Source organism: Variovorax sp. YR634 (genome assembly GCF_900106655.1).
Classification (GTDB): domain Bacteria; phylum Pseudomonadota; class Gammaproteobacteria; order Burkholderiales; family Burkholderiaceae_C; genus Variovorax.
The window spans coordinates 78,350-93,551 of sequence record NZ_FNOL01000015.1 but is presented as its reverse complement, the minus strand read 5'-3'; the positions used below and the strand labels follow the sequence as shown (position 1 = coordinate 93,551).

The 15,202-nt window shown below is 66.0% G+C and carries 15 protein-coding genes; 2 read left to right on the top strand and 13 right to left on the bottom strand.

What is annotated here, in order from left to right:
* Nucleotides 1–9 precede the first annotated feature (9 nt).
* From pcaF to BLV60_RS22830, 3 genes are read right to left on the bottom strand one after another with little or no spacing between them, the layout of a single operon-like run.
* Complete coding sequence (gene pcaF / locus BLV60_RS22840) at nucleotides 10–1,215, bottom strand: 3-oxoadipyl-CoA thiolase (protein ID WP_093057572.1); 1,206 nt, start codon at nucleotides 1,213–1,215, stop codon at nucleotides 10–12.
* A 32-nt stretch (nucleotides 1,216–1,247) separates the two neighbouring features.
* A complete protein-coding gene (locus tag BLV60_RS22835) occupies nucleotides 1,248–1,889 on the bottom strand; it encodes a 3-oxoacid CoA-transferase subunit B (RefSeq protein WP_093057571.1) in 642 nt (213 codons plus the stop codon).
* Between the two features lie 60 nt (nucleotides 1,890–1,949).
* Nucleotides 1,950–2,651 (bottom strand): 3-oxoacid CoA-transferase subunit A, encoded by a 702-nt coding sequence (locus BLV60_RS22830; protein WP_093057570.1) that lies wholly within the window; start codon nucleotides 2,649–2,651, stop codon nucleotides 1,950–1,952.
* Nucleotides 2,652–2,789: 138 nt separating this feature from the next.
* Here BLV60_RS22830 and BLV60_RS22825 point away from each other — a divergent pair, with 138 nt between their 5' ends.
* A complete protein-coding gene (locus tag BLV60_RS22825) occupies nucleotides 2,790–3,575 on the top strand; it encodes an IclR family transcriptional regulator domain-containing protein (protein WP_093057569.1) in 786 nt (261 codons plus the stop codon).
* A gap of 79 nt (nucleotides 3,576–3,654) precedes the next feature.
* A complete protein-coding gene (locus BLV60_RS22820; protein ID WP_093057568.1) occupies nucleotides 3,655–5,112 on the top strand; it encodes an esterase-like activity of phytase family protein in 1,458 nt (485 codons plus the stop codon).
* Between the two features lie 22 nt (nucleotides 5,113–5,134).
* Here BLV60_RS22820 and BLV60_RS22815 read toward each other — a convergent pair whose 3' ends face one another.
* From BLV60_RS22815 to BLV60_RS22770, 10 genes are all read right to left on the bottom strand, one after another.
* On the bottom strand, nucleotides 5,135–6,142 hold the full coding sequence (locus tag BLV60_RS22815; protein WP_093057567.1) for a Bug family tripartite tricarboxylate transporter substrate binding protein: 1,008 nt from the start codon (nucleotides 6,140–6,142) through the stop codon (nucleotides 5,135–5,137).
* Between the two features lie 134 nt (nucleotides 6,143–6,276).
* On the bottom strand, nucleotides 6,277–7,284 hold the full coding sequence (locus tag BLV60_RS22810) for a branched-chain amino acid ABC transporter permease (protein WP_256329473.1): 1,008 nt from the start codon (nucleotides 7,282–7,284) through the stop codon (nucleotides 6,277–6,279).
* 14 nt (nucleotides 7,285–7,298) lie between these two features.
* Nucleotides 7,299–8,162, bottom strand: coding sequence for a branched-chain amino acid ABC transporter permease (locus BLV60_RS22805; RefSeq protein ID WP_093057565.1), 864 nt, complete (start codon nucleotides 8,160–8,162; stop codon nucleotides 7,299–7,301).
* Nucleotides 8,155–8,871, bottom strand: a complete 717-nt coding sequence (locus tag BLV60_RS22800) for an ABC transporter ATP-binding protein (RefSeq protein ID WP_093057564.1) — start codon at nucleotides 8,869–8,871, stop codon at nucleotides 8,155–8,157. The genes BLV60_RS22805 and BLV60_RS22800 overlap by 8 nt, the downstream gene beginning before the upstream one ends.
* On the bottom strand, nucleotides 8,868–9,587 hold the full coding sequence (locus BLV60_RS22795; RefSeq protein WP_093057563.1) for an ABC transporter ATP-binding protein: 720 nt from the start codon (nucleotides 9,585–9,587) through the stop codon (nucleotides 8,868–8,870). The genes BLV60_RS22800 and BLV60_RS22795 overlap by 4 nt, the downstream gene beginning before the upstream one ends.
* Nucleotides 9,588–9,592: 5 nt before the next feature.
* Entirely contained in the window at nucleotides 9,593–10,846 is a 1,254-nt protein-coding gene (locus tag BLV60_RS22790) for an ABC transporter substrate-binding protein (protein WP_093057562.1), read from the bottom strand.
* Between the two features lie 44 nt (nucleotides 10,847–10,890).
* On the bottom strand, nucleotides 10,891–12,354 hold the full coding sequence (locus BLV60_RS22785; RefSeq protein ID WP_093057644.1) for an aldehyde dehydrogenase family protein: 1,464 nt from the start codon (nucleotides 12,352–12,354) through the stop codon (nucleotides 10,891–10,893).
* Between the two features lie 84 nt (nucleotides 12,355–12,438).
* Nucleotides 12,439–13,446: a hydroxyquinol 1,2-dioxygenase gene (locus tag BLV60_RS22780; RefSeq protein WP_093057561.1), complete on the bottom strand. Its 1,008-nt coding sequence runs from the start codon at nucleotides 13,444–13,446 to the stop codon at nucleotides 12,439–12,441.
* Between the two features lie 37 nt (nucleotides 13,447–13,483).
* Nucleotides 13,484–14,005 (bottom strand): cupin domain-containing protein, encoded by a 522-nt coding sequence (locus tag BLV60_RS22775; RefSeq protein WP_093057560.1) that lies wholly within the window; start codon nucleotides 14,003–14,005, stop codon nucleotides 13,484–13,486.
* A 130-nt stretch (nucleotides 14,006–14,135) separates the two neighbouring features.
* Nucleotides 14,136–15,098 carry a LysR family transcriptional regulator gene (locus BLV60_RS22770; protein WP_093057559.1) on the bottom strand — a complete coding sequence of 321 codons (963 nt, stop codon included), beginning with the start codon at nucleotides 15,096–15,098 and terminating at the stop codon, nucleotides 14,136–14,138.
* Between the last annotated feature and the right edge of the window lie 104 nt (nucleotides 15,099–15,202).

Below are 15,202 nucleotides of genomic sequence, written 5' to 3'. Positions count from 1 at the left end.
GTTCAGCGGTCAGACGCGTTCGAGAATCACCGCGATGCCCTGGCCCACGCCGATGCACATCGTGCACAGCGCGTAGCGGCCGCCGCCCTTGTGCAGTTGGTTGACTGCGGTGGTGGCCAGGCGAGCACCGCTGGCGCCCAGCGGATGGCCCAGCGCAATGGCGCCGCCGTTGATGTTGACGCGGGCGTCGTCGTCCTTCAGGCCCAGCAGGCGCAGCACGGCAAGGCCTTGCGCGGCAAAGGCTTCGTTCAGTTCGATGACGTCGATCTGGTCGATGGTGAGGCCGGTGAGCGCCAGCACCTTCTGCGTGGCGGGCGCGGGGCCGATGCCCATCACGCGCGGCGCGACGCCGGCGGTGGCCATGCCGACCACGCGGGCGCGCGGCGTGAGGCCGTGTTTCGCGGCACTGGCTTCGTCGGCCAGCAGCAGCGCGCAGGCACCGTCGTTCACGCCACTGGCGTTGCCTGCGGTCACCGTGCCGTCGGGGCGCACAACGCCCTTGAGCTTGGCGAGCGATTCGAGGCTGGTCTCACGCGGATGCTCGTCCTTGTTGACGATGATCGCGTCGCCCTTCTTCTGCGGCACGCTCACGGGCACGATCTCGGCGTCGAAGAAGCCGGACTTCTGCGAGGCCACGGCGCGCAGCTGCGAGTTCAGCGCCATCAGGTCTTGTGCTTCGCGCTCGATCTTGTAGTCGGTGGCCACGTTCTCGGCCGTCTCGGGCATGGAGTCGACGCCGTACTGCGCCTTCATGAGCTTGTTGACGAAGCGCCAGCCGATGGTGGTGTCGTACACGGCGTTGTTGCGGCTGAAGGCGCTCTCGGCCTTGGGCATGACGAAGGGCGCGCGGCTCATGCTCTCGACGCCACCGGCGATCATCAAACCGGCTTCGCCTGCGCGGATGGCGCGCGCTGCGGTACCCACGGCGTCGAGGCCCGAGCCACACAGGCGGTTGATGGTGCCGCCGCCGATTTCGAGCGGCAGGCCGGCCAGCAGCGCCGACATGCGCGCGACGTTGCGGTTGTCTTCGCCGGCCTGGTTGGCGCAGCCGTAGAGCACGTCGCTCACGGCCTGCCAGTCGACGTTCTTGTTGCGTTCCATCAGCGCCTTGAGCGGCACGGCGCCCAGGTCGTCGGTGCGCACGCTGCTGAGCGAACCGCCGTAGCGGCCGAAGGGAGTGCGAACGGCGTCGCAGATGAAGGCTTGGTTGGTCATGAGCTGTCTCTCTTTGATTGCTTGAAAAAGGATCAGGCTGCGATCGGAAGTCCGACGAGCTTTTCGAGTTCTTCGCGGCTGAGGCCGTCGACGAGGTCGACCAGCTTCAGGCCCTGCGGCGTGCATTCGAGCGTGGCGAGGTCGGAGTACACGCGCTTGACGCAGGCGATGCCGGTCAGCGGATAGGTGCATTCCTTCACCAGCTTGCTCACGCCCTGCTTGGTCAGCAGATCCATCATGACCCACGTCTGCTTGGCGCCGATGGCGAGGTCCATCGCGCCGCCGACTGCGGGAATGGCGTCTTTCTCGCCGGTGTGCCAGTTGGCGAGGTCACCGGTGGCAGACACCTGGAACGCGCCGAGCACGCAGATGTCGAGGTGGCCGCCGCGCATCATTGCGAAGCTGTCGGAGTGGTGGAAGAACGAGCCGCCCGGCAGCAGCGTGACGGGCTGCTTGCCGGCGTTGATGAGGTCATAGTCTTCTTCGCCGGCTTCGGGCGCGGGGCCCATGCCGAGGATGCCGTTTTCGCTCTGCAGGATGACCTCGCGGCCCTTGGGCAGGTGGTTGGCCACCAGCGTGGGCTGGCCGATGCCGAGGTTGACGACGGCGCCGTCGAAGATGTCCTGCGCCACGCGGGCGGCCAATTGGTCCTTGGTGCGACGTTGGTAAGTCATGAGAATTAGATTCCTCCGCGCTTTCGCGCTACGGTTTTCGCTTTGGGGCGGCCCGGCAGCTCAAGCTGCCTTCTTGAAACCGCCGGCCTGCGTGGCGACGCGTTCGATGCGCACCACCTGGTGCACGAAGATGCCCGGGGTGACGATGGTTTCGGGGTCGAGGGTGCCGAGTTCTGCGATGTCGTGCACGGTGGCGATGGTCTTCTTCGATGCCATGGCCATCACCGGGCCGAAGTTGCGTGCGGCCTTGCGGTAGACCAGGTTGCCCCAGCGGTCGCCGCGCTCGGCCTTGATGAGCGCCACGTCGCCGTGGATGGGGTACTCGAGCACGTACTGCTTGCCATCGATCTCGCGGGTCTCGCGGTTGCCGGCCAGTTGCGTGCCGTAGCCGGTCGGGCAGAAGAAGGCACCAATGCCGGCGCCCGCGGCGCGGATGCGCTCGGCGAGGTTGCCCTGGGGCACGAGTTCTAGCTCGAGCTTGCCGCTGCGGTAGAGCCCGTCGAACACCTGGCTGTCGGCCTGGCGCGGGAAGCTGCAGATGATCTTGCGAACGCGGCCGGCCTTCAGCAGCGCCGCGAGGCCGGTCTCGCCGTTGCCTGCGTTGTTGTTGACGACGGTGAGGTCCTTGGCGCCCTGTTCGACGAGGCCCTCGATGAGTTCGTTGGGAATGCCGGCGGTGCCGAAGCCGCCGATGAGAACCGTGGCGCCGTCTGGGATGCCTGCCAGGGCATCGGCGACCGAGCGCGCGATCTTGTTGATCATGAAGCCTGTCTCCGGGAGTGAAGAAAAGAAAGCGAGGAAGCGAACCGCCTGAACACGCCGACCGATTCTGCGAACCGCCGATTTGTTCGTCTAAAGAACATTTGTTCGTATAATGAATTTTAGAGAGGATCGCGCACCATGGCAACCCACCCCACACAACCCGATACACCCGCACCCGGCGACAGCTACGTGCAGTCTTTTGCGCGGGGGCTGCAGGTGATCCGCTCGTTCAGCGCCAATGCGCCGCACCAGACGCTCAGCGAGGTGGCCGCCGGCAGCGGGCTCACGCGCGCGGGGGCACGCCGCATCCTGCTCACGCTGCAGACGCTGGGCTATGTGGTGACCGACGGCAAGCTCTTCACGCTCACGCCGCGCATCCTCGACCTTGGGTTTGCGTACCTCTCGTCCATGCCGATCTGGAACCGCGCCGAGCCGGTGATGGAAGCGCTGGTGCAGCAGGTGCAGGAGTCGTGCTCGGCCGCCGTGCTCGACGCGACGGACATCGTCTACGTGCTGCGCGTGCCGACGAAGAAGATCATGCACATCAACCTGGGTGTGGGCTCTCGCCTGCCGGCCTACTGCACGTCGCTCGGCCGGCTGCTGCTGGCGGATCTCGATGACGACGAGGCGCGCGCGCGACTCGAAGCCTCGAACATCGAGGCGCTGACGAAGCACACGGTGACCGACATCGATGCGCTCATGGCCAAGGTGGCGCAGGCACGCAAGCAGCAGTGGTGCCTGGTGAACCAGGAACTCGAAGAAGGCCTGATCTCGGTAGCCGCACCTATCGTCGATCGGCAAGGGCGCATGGTGGCCGCACTCAACATCAGCGGACAGGCGAACCGCACCAGCGCGAAGGCAATGCAGGAGACGATGCTGCCCGCGCTGCGCGAAGCGGCGGAGCGGATCTCGCGCATGCTCTGACCCGAATGGGTATTCATGGACACGTCACACCGGCTTTTTAGATTGCGCTTCGCACTAAAAACCATGGGAGGGTCCATTCATGTCCGTTCGCTTCGCCTCGTCCAACTTGCCGCGTCACCTGATGCTGGCAGTCGTTTCTTCCGCTGCCCTCGCCGCGTGCGGTGGCGGTAACGGAGGCGGCATTGCCCTTCCTCCGGTGGCTGTAACACCCGCTCCGGCACCAGCGCCCGCACCTACGCCCCAGCCGCCACAAGACGACTCGGCAGGATTGCCCCACAAGCTGACCGGCTGGGCCTCCCTGGCCGACACGTTTCGCTGGCCCGGCCCGACCACCGGCCAGTTCATCACCGCCGCGCTCGGCGTGACGCCACCCTTCGTCGACGGACAGCCGCTGCCGGGCTTCTCGGCACTGCTGAAGAACGATGACGGCACCTGGACCGCCATGCCCGACAACGGCTACGGCAGCAAGGGCAACTCCGGCGACTTCGTGGTCGGCTTCTACAACGTCAACATCGACTTCCGCACCGCGGCCAACGGCACGACGGTGCCCGGCACCATCAAGGTGAACAGCCACGTCAATTTCAACGACGCCAACGGCTTCCTGAAGGACGGCAAGGGCGTCGACCTGAAGATCACCGCCGACTACGCCAGCTACCAGACGGTGTCCGGCAACAACCTGGTCGACAGCGGCAAGCCGGTGGATGCGCGCATCGTCAGCGGCCGGCTGCTGACAGGCTTCGACCTCGACGTCGAGTCGATCGCCCGCGCCAAGGACGGCACCTGGTTCGTGGGCGAGGAGTTCGGCCCCTACATCCTGCACTTCGACAAGAACGGCACGCTGATGGGCGACCCGGTGCCGCATCCGTTCCTGCGCAGCCCGTCCAACCCGCTGGTGATGAACGACGGCGCCACCGCGACCTCGCTCTCGAGCCGGGGCTTCGAGAGCCTGGCCTTCAACGGCGACAGCAGCCGCCTCTACGCGGTGCCCGAAGCAGCGCCCTCGCTGGCCTCGTTGCGGCCGGTGGCAGACGACGAGCGCTACCTGAACTTCTTCGAGTTCGACCCCGCCTCGATGCTCTACACCGGCAAGAACCCTGTCTACAAGAAGGACGGTCCCGCCAAGGACAACCAGATCGTGATCGGCGACATGACCAACGTGGGCGGCAACAAGTTCGTACTGATCGAGCGCGACAGCCTGTACGGCTCGAAGGCAGTGGTCAAGCGCCTGTACATGGTCGACCTCGACGTGAAGGATGCCAACGGTGTGCTGAAGAAGACGCTGCTGGTCGACCTGCTGAACATCTCCGACCCGACGGACATCGGCGGTCCGCTGGCCAGCGTGGTGGCCGGCAAGTTCAGCATGCCTTTCGATTCGGTCGAGAGTGTCGAGGTGGTGGACGACAACACCCTGGCCGTTGCGATCGACACCAACTTCCCGACGGAAGACGGTCGCGTTCCCGGCAAGCCGGACGACACGGAAGTCATCACGATCCGCTTCGACCAAGCGCTGTTCAAGCGCGTCGCGTCGAAGATGTAAGGAGAGCCGGGGCTCCCCTCGGTCAGCTCTCCGAGTGGATGCCCTTCATGATGATCACGCCGCCCAGGCGCGTGGTGTCGGCGCGCATGCGCTTGGCCAGCGTGTCGGGTGAGCCGGGCTGTGCCTGCCAGCCGGTCTTCAGCAGCGCCTCGCTCACGTCGGGAGAGCTGATCACTTCGACCAGCGCTGCATTGAGCTTGGCGACTGCCGCGGGCTTCATGCCGGCGGGCGCGGCCAGCGCGGTCCAGATTTCGAGGTCGGCGCCGCGCACGTCCGCATCGCGAATCGTGGGCAGCTCGCTGGCCAGCGGGCTGCGCTCGGGCGAGGTCACGCCAATGGCCTTGATCTTTCCCGACTTGATGTGCGGCAACGCGAGGCCGGGCGGCAGCAGCGCCAGCTGGATCTCGTTGGCGAGCAGGCCCGCAATGACCTGCGGGTTGCCGGTGTAGGGCTTGTGCTGCGCGGTGATGGCTGCGCGGCTCTTGATGAGCTCCATGCCCAGGTGGCCCACGGTGCCCACGCCCGGCGTACCGTACTTGCCGCCGCTGCCCAAGTTGCGCACCCACAGCAGTTGGTCGGCCGCGGTCTTGCCCGTGGCGCTGCCCGAGACCGCCAGCACCAGCGGCGCGGTGCCGATGAGGCCGACGGGCGCAAAGTCTTTCTCGGGGTCGAAAGGCAGCGCCGGATTGAGCAGCTTGGCGATGGTGAGGTTGCCGTTGATCAGCGCGCCGATGGTGTGATCGTCGGTGGCCTTGGCCACCAGGTCGGCCACGGTGTTGCCGCTGGCGCCGGGCTTGTTCTCGACGACCACCGGCTGGCGCAGGATCTTCGACAGCGGTTCGGCAATGGCGCGAGTCGCGAGGTCGGGCGATGCGCCGGCGGGAAAGCCCACGAGGATGTGGACGGGCTTGGTCGGCCAGGCGTCGGCACCGGCTGCCGGGCGTTGTTGGGCCAAGGAGCCCGGTGCGAACAACGAAGTGGCAACGGCTGCAGCGCCGCCTTCGAGCAAGCGGCGTTTAGTGATCGTCAAGGGAGGCTCCAGAGCGATGAAAAGAAGCGGTGAAATGTCACCACTTTGTTTCAAACGTTACAGGATCATGCTCTGCTGCGCAAGTCAGAAGGAGGTTTGCACAGGGCCTTTTTCGCGTCGGACGCGACAGCACTTCACCTTCGCGACGAAGCCCCCAGCAACCGCCTCTGCGTCGGAAAAAGCGACCAGCCCCAGCGCTGCTGCGCATAGCCCCACAGCCCCTGCTTGAAGAACAGCGTGACGAGGATCGCCAGCATGCCCAGGCCCAGCAGGTACCAGGTGCCGTAGTCGCTCAGGAACTTGTTGAGCGCCCAGAAGATGAGCGCGCCCACCAGCGGCCCCTCGATGCGGCCGATGCCGCCGATGACCACCATGAAGATGGCGAAAGCCGTCCAGTTGACGCTGAAGGCCGCATCGGGGCTTATGCGCAAATTGCCCACGAAGTACAGCGCCCCCGCGAGACCCGCGCCGAAGGCCGCGACCACATACACCGCGAGCTTCATGCGCGCCACCGGAATGCCTTGCGACTCGGCCGCCACTTCGTTGTCGCGTATCGCCAGCAACGCCAGGCCGCGCTTGCTGCGCAGGAACAGGTACACCAGCGCGATGGCCGCGACCACGCAGGCCAGCGCCATCCAGTAGGTGGTGCTTTCGCGCGTGGCCTTCTCGATGCCGCGCAGCGCAGTCAGCGTGGTGCCCGAGCCGCCGCCCACCGCCGACACGTTGGCAAAGCTCAGGCGGAACACCTCCGCGATGACCCATGTGCCGATCGCGAAGTAGCCACCCGACAGACGAAACGCGACAAAGGAAACGGGAATGGCGATGAGCCCCGCCGCCAGCGCGCCCAGCGGAATCGCAATGAACGGATTGATGCCCGCGAAGTTGCCGAGCATCAGCATCACGTAGCCGCCGAAGCCGAAGAAGGCCTGCTGCCCGATGCTCACCATGCCGCCGTAGCCGGCAAGCAGGTTCCACATCATTGCGAAGATGAAGTAGCAGGCGATCTCGACGAACTCGCGCATCCAACTCGACTCGCCCCACCACGGAAGGCTGGCGGCAACGAGCACGAGGGCGATGCCGACGAAGAGCGCGGCGCGGCTCGCGGCGGTGGCACGCTCGACGGCGATGAGGGGTGGGGGCATGCTCGTCATTCGGTTCATCCACGCGTTTTCGGAAAGAGCCCCTGCGGGCGCAGCACCAGCACGACGAGGAACACGATGTGCCCGAACCATATGCCCCAGCCCGGATCGAGCCTGAAGCCGATCTGCTGCGTGATGCCGAGAATCATCGCGCCGGCCAGCGTGCCCCAGAAGGAGCCCATGCCGCCGATGATCACCGCCTCGAAGGCAAAGAGCAGCAGCAGCGGCCCGTCGGAAGGCGAGACGGTTGTTCGCATGCCCTGCAGCGCACCCGCGATGGCGATCAGCACGAAGGCGATCGCAGTGGCAAGCGCGTAGACCTTCTTCGCGTTCAGCCCCATGAGCTCCGCGATCTCGCGGTCGTCGGACACGGCGCGAAACGACCGGCCCAGCGCCGTGCGCGCAAAGAGCCACTGCAGAGCGCCCGTCGCAACGACCGCAATGGCCAGCACAACCAGAGGCAGTACACCGAGCGACATCGCATCGCCCAGCGCAATGCCCTGCGTGCTGAGCCCGCCGGTCTCGATGGCACGCGGATCGGCCGAGAACAGTTCGAGCAGCAGGTTCTGAATGACGATCGACAGGCCGAAGGTGACGACCAGCGAGGGCAGCGGGTCCTTGCCGAGCGTGCCGTTGAGCACATAGCGCTGCAGCGCATAGCCGAAACCGAAGGCCACCGGCAGCACCGCGAGCGCCACGAGCCAGGGCATGGCATCGCCCGTCAGCGACACGCCCGCGATGACCGCGAACGCGCCGAGGATGATGAAGTCGCCCTGCGCCGTGTTGGTGAGCCGCATCACGCCGAACATCAGCGACTGGCCCAGTGCGAACAGCGTGTAGAGGCCGCCGAGCAGCACGCCCTGGACGATGGTTTCAAGCATGGGCGGCCTCGATGCCGAAGTAGGCCTGCGAGATCTGTTCGCGCGTGAGGTCGGCGGAATTTCCTTCGAGCGACACGCGGCCTTCCTGGAAGCAGTAGATGCGCTGAGAGACCTGCCGCGCCATGGTCACGTCCTGCTCGACGATGACGACGGTCATGCCCTCGCCGGTGATGGTCGGCATGGCGGCATAGATCTCGCGGATGACGATGGGCGCGAGGCCGAGCGACAACTCGTCGCACAGCAGCAGCTCGGGGTTGCTCATGAGCGCGCGGCCGAGCGCGACCATCTGCTGCTGGCCGCCCGATAGCGACGTGCCGGGCTGGTGCCGCTTCTCGGCGAGTATGGGAAACAGCGCGTACAGGCGCTGAAGATTCCACGGCCCCTTGCGCGCGGCGGTGGCGCCCATGAGCAGGTTCTCTTCGACGCTGAGGCTGGGAAACAGGCGCCGGCCTTCGGGAACCATGGCGAGGCCGCGGCGCACGATGTCGCCGGGAGGCATCCCGCCGATGGGCTCACCCTTGAAGCTGATCGCTTCGCGGGGCGCGCGCACCAGGCCCGTAAGGCTCTTGAGGAAGGTCGATTTGCCTGCACCGTTGGCACCGATGATGGCCACGAGCTCACCACGGGCCAGCGAGAAGTCGATGCCGAACAAGGCCTGGGCGTCGCCGTAGAAAGCCTTGAGGGCGTGGGTGGAAAGCAGCGCGCTCATGCTTCCATCCCCATGTACACCCGCCGCACCTCCGAATCGTTCATCACCGCGCGCGGCTCGCCTTCCGCCAGCTTCTGCCCGAAGTTGATGACGAACAAGCGGTCCGCCAGCGACAGCAGCGCATGCACCACGTGCTCGATCCAGATCATCGTCACGCCCCGTGCCTTGATGCGCTTGAGCTCCCCGACCAGCACCGCGGCCTCTGGCTCCGTCAGCCCGCCCGCGATCTCGTCGAGCAGCAGCAACTGCGGCCGCGTCGCCAGCGCGCGCGCCAGCTCCAGCCGCTTGCGGTCGAGCAGGGTCAGCCCACCTGCGGGCTTGTTCGCATGCGGCATCAGCTCCGTCTGCTCCAGCACCTCGTGCGCCGTCTGCCATGCCTCGCGCTCGGTCTGCTGCCCGCCGAAGCAGGCGGCCGTGACGAGGTTCTCGAACACACTCATGTTGCCGAAGGGCTGCGGCACCTGGTAGCTGCGCCCGATGCCCGCATGACAGCGCTGGTGCGGCCGCAGCCGCGTGACGTCGCGGCCCGCGTATTCCACGCGCCCCGCATCGACGCGCACGTCGCCCGAGATCAGGTTGAACAGCGTGGTCTTCCCCGCGCCGTTCGGCCCGAGGATGCCCAGCGTCTCGCCCTCGGCCACCGACAGCGTGATGTCGTCCGTGACCTTGAGCGCTCCGTAGGACTTGCTCACGGCATGCAGTGCCAGCAGCGTCATGACGGTCAGAGCAGCCGCAGCTTGCCGCCGGCAGGAATGTTCGTCGCCGCCTCGTTGTTCACGATGGTCAGCTCCACCTTGTACTTCTGGCCCTTGCCCCACTGGCCGAGCACCAGCGGTGTCTTGCTGACGTTCTTGAACGGCCCCTGGCCGCCCCACTTCACCGGGCCGACCACCGAGTTGATCGAGGTCGATGCCACGGCGTCGCGCACGTCCGAAGCCTTCAGCGACTTGGCACGCCCGAGTGCATTCGCTGCCACTTCGAACAACGCATGCGCAAAGCCGATGGGCTGCGTCCACTGCTTCTTCGCACCGGCTTCATAGGCATCGGCCAGCACCTTGGCGCTTTGCTGCGTGAGGCTCGAGGTGAACGGATGCGATGGGCTCCACCACACCTCGGTCGACAGGCCATCGCCCAGGTCGCCCAGCGCCTCGATCGCGCCAGGGAACAGCAGTGCCTTGCCGAGCGTGATGATCTTCGGCTTGAAGCCCTGTTGCCGCGCCTGGGTGAGGAAGGTCTTGGCGTCGGGCGGAATCACCACGCCGGTGACGATCTCGACGCCCTCTTTCTTGAAGGCCGCGATCTGCGCGCTGAAATCTTGCGTGCCATTCTGGAAGCGCCCAGGGTCGGTGAGCGTGAAGCCCATCTGCGCGAGTGGCTTGGGGAAGCCCAGCTCCTTGTCGCCCCAGGCGTTGCCGTCGCCGTCGTTCGGGAACAGGCCACCCACCTTCTTGTTGGTGGCGAGCGTCTTCCAGCCGTTGGTGAAGTTGGCGATGACGTCTTCGAGGCCCCAGAACATGTGATACGTCCAGTTGAAGCCCTTCGCCGGGTCGCCCTTGCGGCCGAAGAACCAGGGCTGCCACGGCACCACGCTGGAGATGCAGGGCACCTCGTTGAGTTCGCACGCATCGCTCACGGGGTTGGCGGTTTCGGGCGTGCCGGCGGTGAGCACCAGCGCGACCTTGTCTTTCAGGATCAGGTCGTTCGCCACCTCGCCCGCTCGGTTGGGGTTCGACTGGCTGTCCTTCAGCACGATCTGCACCGCGTATTTCTTGCCGCCGACACTGATACCGTCCTTGAAGGCGGTCTTCATCTGGTCGATGACCCATTTGTCTGCCTCGCCGAAGGGCGCGAGCGGACCGGTCTGCGGCGACACGTAGCCGATCTTCAGCGTGTCGGCCGCGAACACCAGTGGCGTTGCGCCCGAAGCCACCAGCGCGGCCGTGGCCTGCGTGAACTGTCTGCGATTGAATGTCATGGTTGTCTCCGTCTCTTGTGTTTTTTGTGCCGCCCGATCAGGGGTCAGCGCGCGAAGTGCGGCGGTATCTGCGCGTCGACGTTCACCCACACGCTCTTCACCTGCGTGTATTCGCGCATCGCATCGAACCCCATCTCGCGGCCGTAGCCGCTCTGGCCGACGCCGCCGAAGGGCGAGCCGGGGTTCACGCGCTTGTAGCTGTTGATCCAGACCATGCCGGCGTGCAGGTCGCGCGCGACCTTGTGGGCGCGCTGCAGGTTGTTGGTCCAGAGGCCGCTGCCGAGGCCGTAGTCGGTGCCGTTGGCGATCTGCATCGCCTCTTCGTCGTTCTTGAAGGTGAGCACGGTAACGAAGGGGCCGAACACCTCTTCCTGCGCGACGCGGTCCTTGTATGACCTGGCGCGCATCACGGTGGGCTCGACGTAGCAACCCTTCGCAAGATCGCCGCCTGGCGACTTGCCGCCCGCGAGCAGTTCGCCGCCCTCGCCCAGCGCCACTTCCACATAGCTCAGCACGCGCTCGCGATGCTGCGCGCTGGTGAGCGGGCCCATCTCCGTCGCCTCGTCGAGCGGGTTGCCGAGGCGGATCGACTTCGCAAGCGGAATGAACTGCTCGAGGAAGGCATCGGCGATCTTCTCGTGCAGCATCAGCCGCGAACCCGCAATGCAGGCCTGCCCCTGGTTGTGGAAGATGGCCCACGCGCTCCCGTTGACTGCGGCCTGCAGGTTCGCGTCTTCGAAGACGATGTTCGCCCCCTTGCCGCCGAGTTCGAGCTGCACCTTCTTCAGGTTGCCCGCGCTGGCTTGCACGATGCGCCGGCCCGTGGCGGTGCTGCCGGTGAAGGCGATCTTGGCGATCTCCGGATGCTCGGCGATGTACTGCCCCGCCACGCTGCCGAGCCCCGGCAGCATGTTGACCACGCCGGGCGGCAGGCCGGCCTCGGCCATCAGCTCGGCGATGCGCAGCGAACTCAGCGGCGTGATCTCGGCCGGCTTCATCACGATGCAGTTGCCGGCCGCGAGGGCGGGCGCCATCTTCCAGCTGGTGAACATGAGCGGAAAGTTCCACGGCACGACCTGGCCGACGATGCCGACGGGCTCGCGCAGCGTGTAGTTGAGAAAGCCCTCTTCGACCGGAATGGTCTCGCCCTGGAACTTGTCGGCCATGCCGCCGAAGTAGCGGAAGCACGCTGCCGTGCGCGGCACGTCGAGCCGGCGCGAATCGCGGATCGGGTGGCCGGTGTCGAGCGATTCGAGGCGCGCGAGCTCTTCGCCGTTGGCTTCGATGAGGTCGGCGAGCTTCAGCAGGATGCGGCCACGGTCGGCGGCAGCCATGCGGCTCCATCTGGGGAAGGCACGCTTCGCCGCGGCGACGGCCTTGTCGACGTCGGCCCTGCCGGCGAGCGCGACATTAACGATGGGCGTGTTGTCGTGCGGGTTCAGCGTGGCGAGGGTCTCGCCGGATTCGGCATCGACGAAGCGGCCGTCGATGAAGAGCTGGTGGCGAATGGAAAGAGCAGGCATGAGTTTCCTCTCCCTCCCCGCTTGGGGAGAGTTGGATGGAAGGGCGTCGGGAGGGAGAAAAAAAACCGGTCAGAACTCGACCGGAATCTCCGGGCTCTCGCCCTTCTGGATTTCGTACACCAGGCTCGGCGACCCGTTCTCCCACACCAGCAGCATCGAGCGCTTGGGGCTGAAGCCCTGGTGGCGGCAGTAGGCGGGCATGGCTGCCATGTCGCCGGCCTTCATGATCACGCGGGCCATGGGCCTGCCGGTGTTCTTGTCCCCGCAGTCCCAGTGGATTTCGTCGGTCATCTGGAAGAACCACTCGACACGATCGTTGCCGTGGATGATCGGCAGGATGTGCTCCTCGGTCGTCGGGCACATGTAGCTGTGCTTCACCACCGAGGTGAAGCTCGGGTTCCAGGTGACCTGCGAGCGGCTCAGGAAGCCGAAGAGATTGAAGGCGTGCACGTCGTTCTCGAAGCCGGGCTCGGGGTGCAGCTCGGGCTGGCCCTGCGGCACGTCGGCAAAGGCGCGGTTCACCGGAGCGCCGCGTTCGTCGCTGCGCAGGTCGAGGTCGCCCTTCAGGCCCACGCAGCGCTTGGCAAGTTCGCGCGCCCTCGTGATCTTGGCGGTGTTGTTGCCGTTCTTGCGGCCGTAGGGCGAGCCGGTTTCCTGCGGCGCGGCGAAGGGGTCGAAGCTCTCGTTGGTCCAGTCGTCGAGCATGGCCTCGAAGGTGGCGCGGATCTGCGCGGTCGGGAAGTTCTCGAGCAGGTCGATGCCCGCGTCCTTCATGGTGCCGTTGAAGCTGCCGGCGTACAGGTCGACCGACTCGTAGTGATTGACGGTGCCGAACACGTCGTCGAAGTTGACCCAGCCGTAGAAGAAGCCCCAGGCCACGTCGCGCATCAGTGCGCGCAGGTAGCTGCCGGCGTCCATGGTGTGGCTCATGGGGCGGCCGTCGCGGGTCTTCCAGCCGATGTGCACGAAGTATTCGTCGCGGCGGAAGCTGAAGCTGCCGAGCGAAAAGTCCTTGTAGCCGAGCGTGGCGTCGGGCTGCGACGCGATCACCTTGGCGAGTTCTGCGGGTGCGTTCATGGTGTGTGGCTCCTGGATTCGGGTGCGGTCAATGCACTCAGTGCGATTGGCAGATGTCGGCCCACTTCTCGACCGACAGATCGCCCTTGCAGCTCTGCAGGACGATCACGCCCGGCTCGCCAGCGCTGCGGAACTGGTAGGCGGTGTTCTTCGGCAGCAGGCCCTGGTGGCCGCGCGAGAGCTTCATCCAGCCCATCTTCTTGCCCTTGGGCTCGCCCTTGACGAGCACGGCGCCGTTCTTTTCCTTGTCGGCCACTGCCTGGCCGTCGTCGAGCTGCACGAGGTGCACTTCGACGTCGCCGTCCATCACGAGCGCGAACTCGTCGTGCGCGCAGGTGTACCAGGGCGAGGTGCCTTCGGCGCGCAGCGTCTCCAATACGTAGATCTGGTTCTGGCCGAACACGACCTTCTCGTAGGGTTTGCTGATGCTCGCGATCTCGAAGCAGTTGGAAAAGGCGTAGTGGCGAACGTCGTCGTCGATGGGCTCGACGTGGCCCTTCTCGAAGTGCTTGAGTGAACCGAAGCGGGTCTTGTAGGCGGTCGCAGTGGTGGCTGTCATGGCTTGTCTCCTGTTGTCTCCAGTGATGGGTGAACTCTAGGAGTCAAGCGGCGGCACCGGTAGGGACCAGTTTGGAAGAGGATTATTCGGAGCTTCCGAACAATCGCAGGGGTTTACCCCCGTTCGGACGCTATCCGCTGGAGCGGCTGAACTCGATGAGCTCGGCAGGAATAAGGCCTCGCTCGATCAGCGTGGCGTCCCACGGCGGCACGCGCGTGAAGCGGGTTGCGATGTGTTCGATGAATAGCCGCAGCTTCAGTGCATTGCGCGAGGTGCCCGCATAAACCGCGCTCAGCGAAAACGACGATAGCTGGTGCTCGGCCAGCACCACGCGCAGCTCACCGCGCGCAATGGCGTCGCCCGCCACCAGCGTGGGCAGGCAGACGATGCCCGCATGCTCCAGTGCATATTCGCGCAGCAGGTGCACGCTGTTGGTCAGCAGCGCGGCGTTCAGGTAGATGGTGGTCTGCTCGCCCTCGTGGTGAAAGGTCCATCGGTCGCGCGTGGGGTAGCCCGAGTAGAGGCCCAGCTTGTGCCGGTGCAGGTCGCGCGGCGCAGCGGGCGTGCCGTGCGCTTCGAGGTACGCCGGCGTGGCGCACAGCACTCGCCGCACCGGAAAGAGCGGCCGCGACACCAGCTCCTGCGAGGCCGCGGGAAAGATCTGCAGCGCGCAGTCGACGCCGGCCTTCACGGGGTCGGCCACCGCGTCGCTCACGATCAGCTCGAGGTGGATGTCAGGGTAGGTCGTCTGGAACTCGCGCAGCAGCGTGGCGAAACGGCCCAGCACCATGCCGGTGAGTGCATGCACGCGCAGGATGCCCGAGGGCGTGCCGCGCGCATCGCGCATCTGGTCGACGATGTCGTTGGCGCGCCCCACCAGCTCGGTGCAGTCGCGCAGAAAGGCCTGGCCCATGTCGCTGAGCCTCACCACGCGCGTGCTGCGGTGGAACAGCGGCGCTCCCAGGAACTCTTCGAGCTGCTTGACCCGCGTGGTGACGACCGAGTTGGCCACGCGCAGCTGCCGCGCCGCTTCCGCAAAGCTCTGGGTCTGCGCGACGCGAACGAAAGTTTCAATGCTTTGGAGGCGGTCCACGGCGGCACTGTACTGCGGGGCCGGTCGGCGCGGGGCGCCACGGGACGTTGCGGGCAAGCCTAAAGGCCTCGAAAGACCGTTATCCCTGTGTCGGGGAGTTACGT

Coding starts and splice junctions, on each gene's coding strand:
- pcaF (WP_093057572.1), bottom strand. CDS start 1,215: ATGACCAACCAAGCCTTCATCTGCGACGCCGTTCGCACTCCCTTCGGC.
- BLV60_RS22835 (WP_093057571.1), bottom strand. CDS start 1,889: ATGACTTACCAACGTCGCACCAAGGACCAATTGGCCGCCCGCGTGGCG.
- BLV60_RS22830 (WP_093057570.1), bottom strand. CDS start 2,651: ATGATCAACAAGATCGCGCGCTCGGTCGCCGATGCCCTGGCAGGCATC.
- BLV60_RS22825 (WP_093057569.1), top strand. CDS start 2,790: ATGGCAACCCACCCCACACAACCCGATACACCCGCACCCGGCGACAGC.
- BLV60_RS22820 (WP_093057568.1), top strand. CDS start 3,655: ATGTCCGTTCGCTTCGCCTCGTCCAACTTGCCGCGTCACCTGATGCTG.
- BLV60_RS22810 (WP_256329473.1), bottom strand. CDS start 7,284: ATGCCCCCACCCCTCATCGCCGTCGAGCGTGCCACCGCCGCGAGCCGC.
- BLV60_RS22805 (WP_093057565.1), bottom strand. CDS start 8,162: ATGCTTGAAACCATCGTCCAGGGCGTGCTGCTCGGCGGCCTCTACACG.
- BLV60_RS22800 (WP_093057564.1), bottom strand. CDS start 8,871: ATGAGCGCGCTGCTTTCCACCCACGCCCTCAAGGCTTTCTACGGCGAC.
- BLV60_RS22795 (WP_093057563.1), bottom strand. CDS start 9,587: ATGACGCTGCTGGCACTGCATGCCGTGAGCAAGTCCTACGGAGCGCTC.
- BLV60_RS22790 (WP_093057562.1), bottom strand. CDS start 10,846: ATGACATTCAATCGCAGACAGTTCACGCAGGCCACGGCCGCGCTGGTG.
- BLV60_RS22780 (WP_093057561.1), bottom strand. CDS start 13,446: ATGAACGCACCCGCAGAACTCGCCAAGGTGATCGCGTCGCAGCCCGAC.
- BLV60_RS22775 (WP_093057560.1), bottom strand. CDS start 14,005: ATGACAGCCACCACTGCGACCGCCTACAAGACCCGCTTCGGTTCACTC.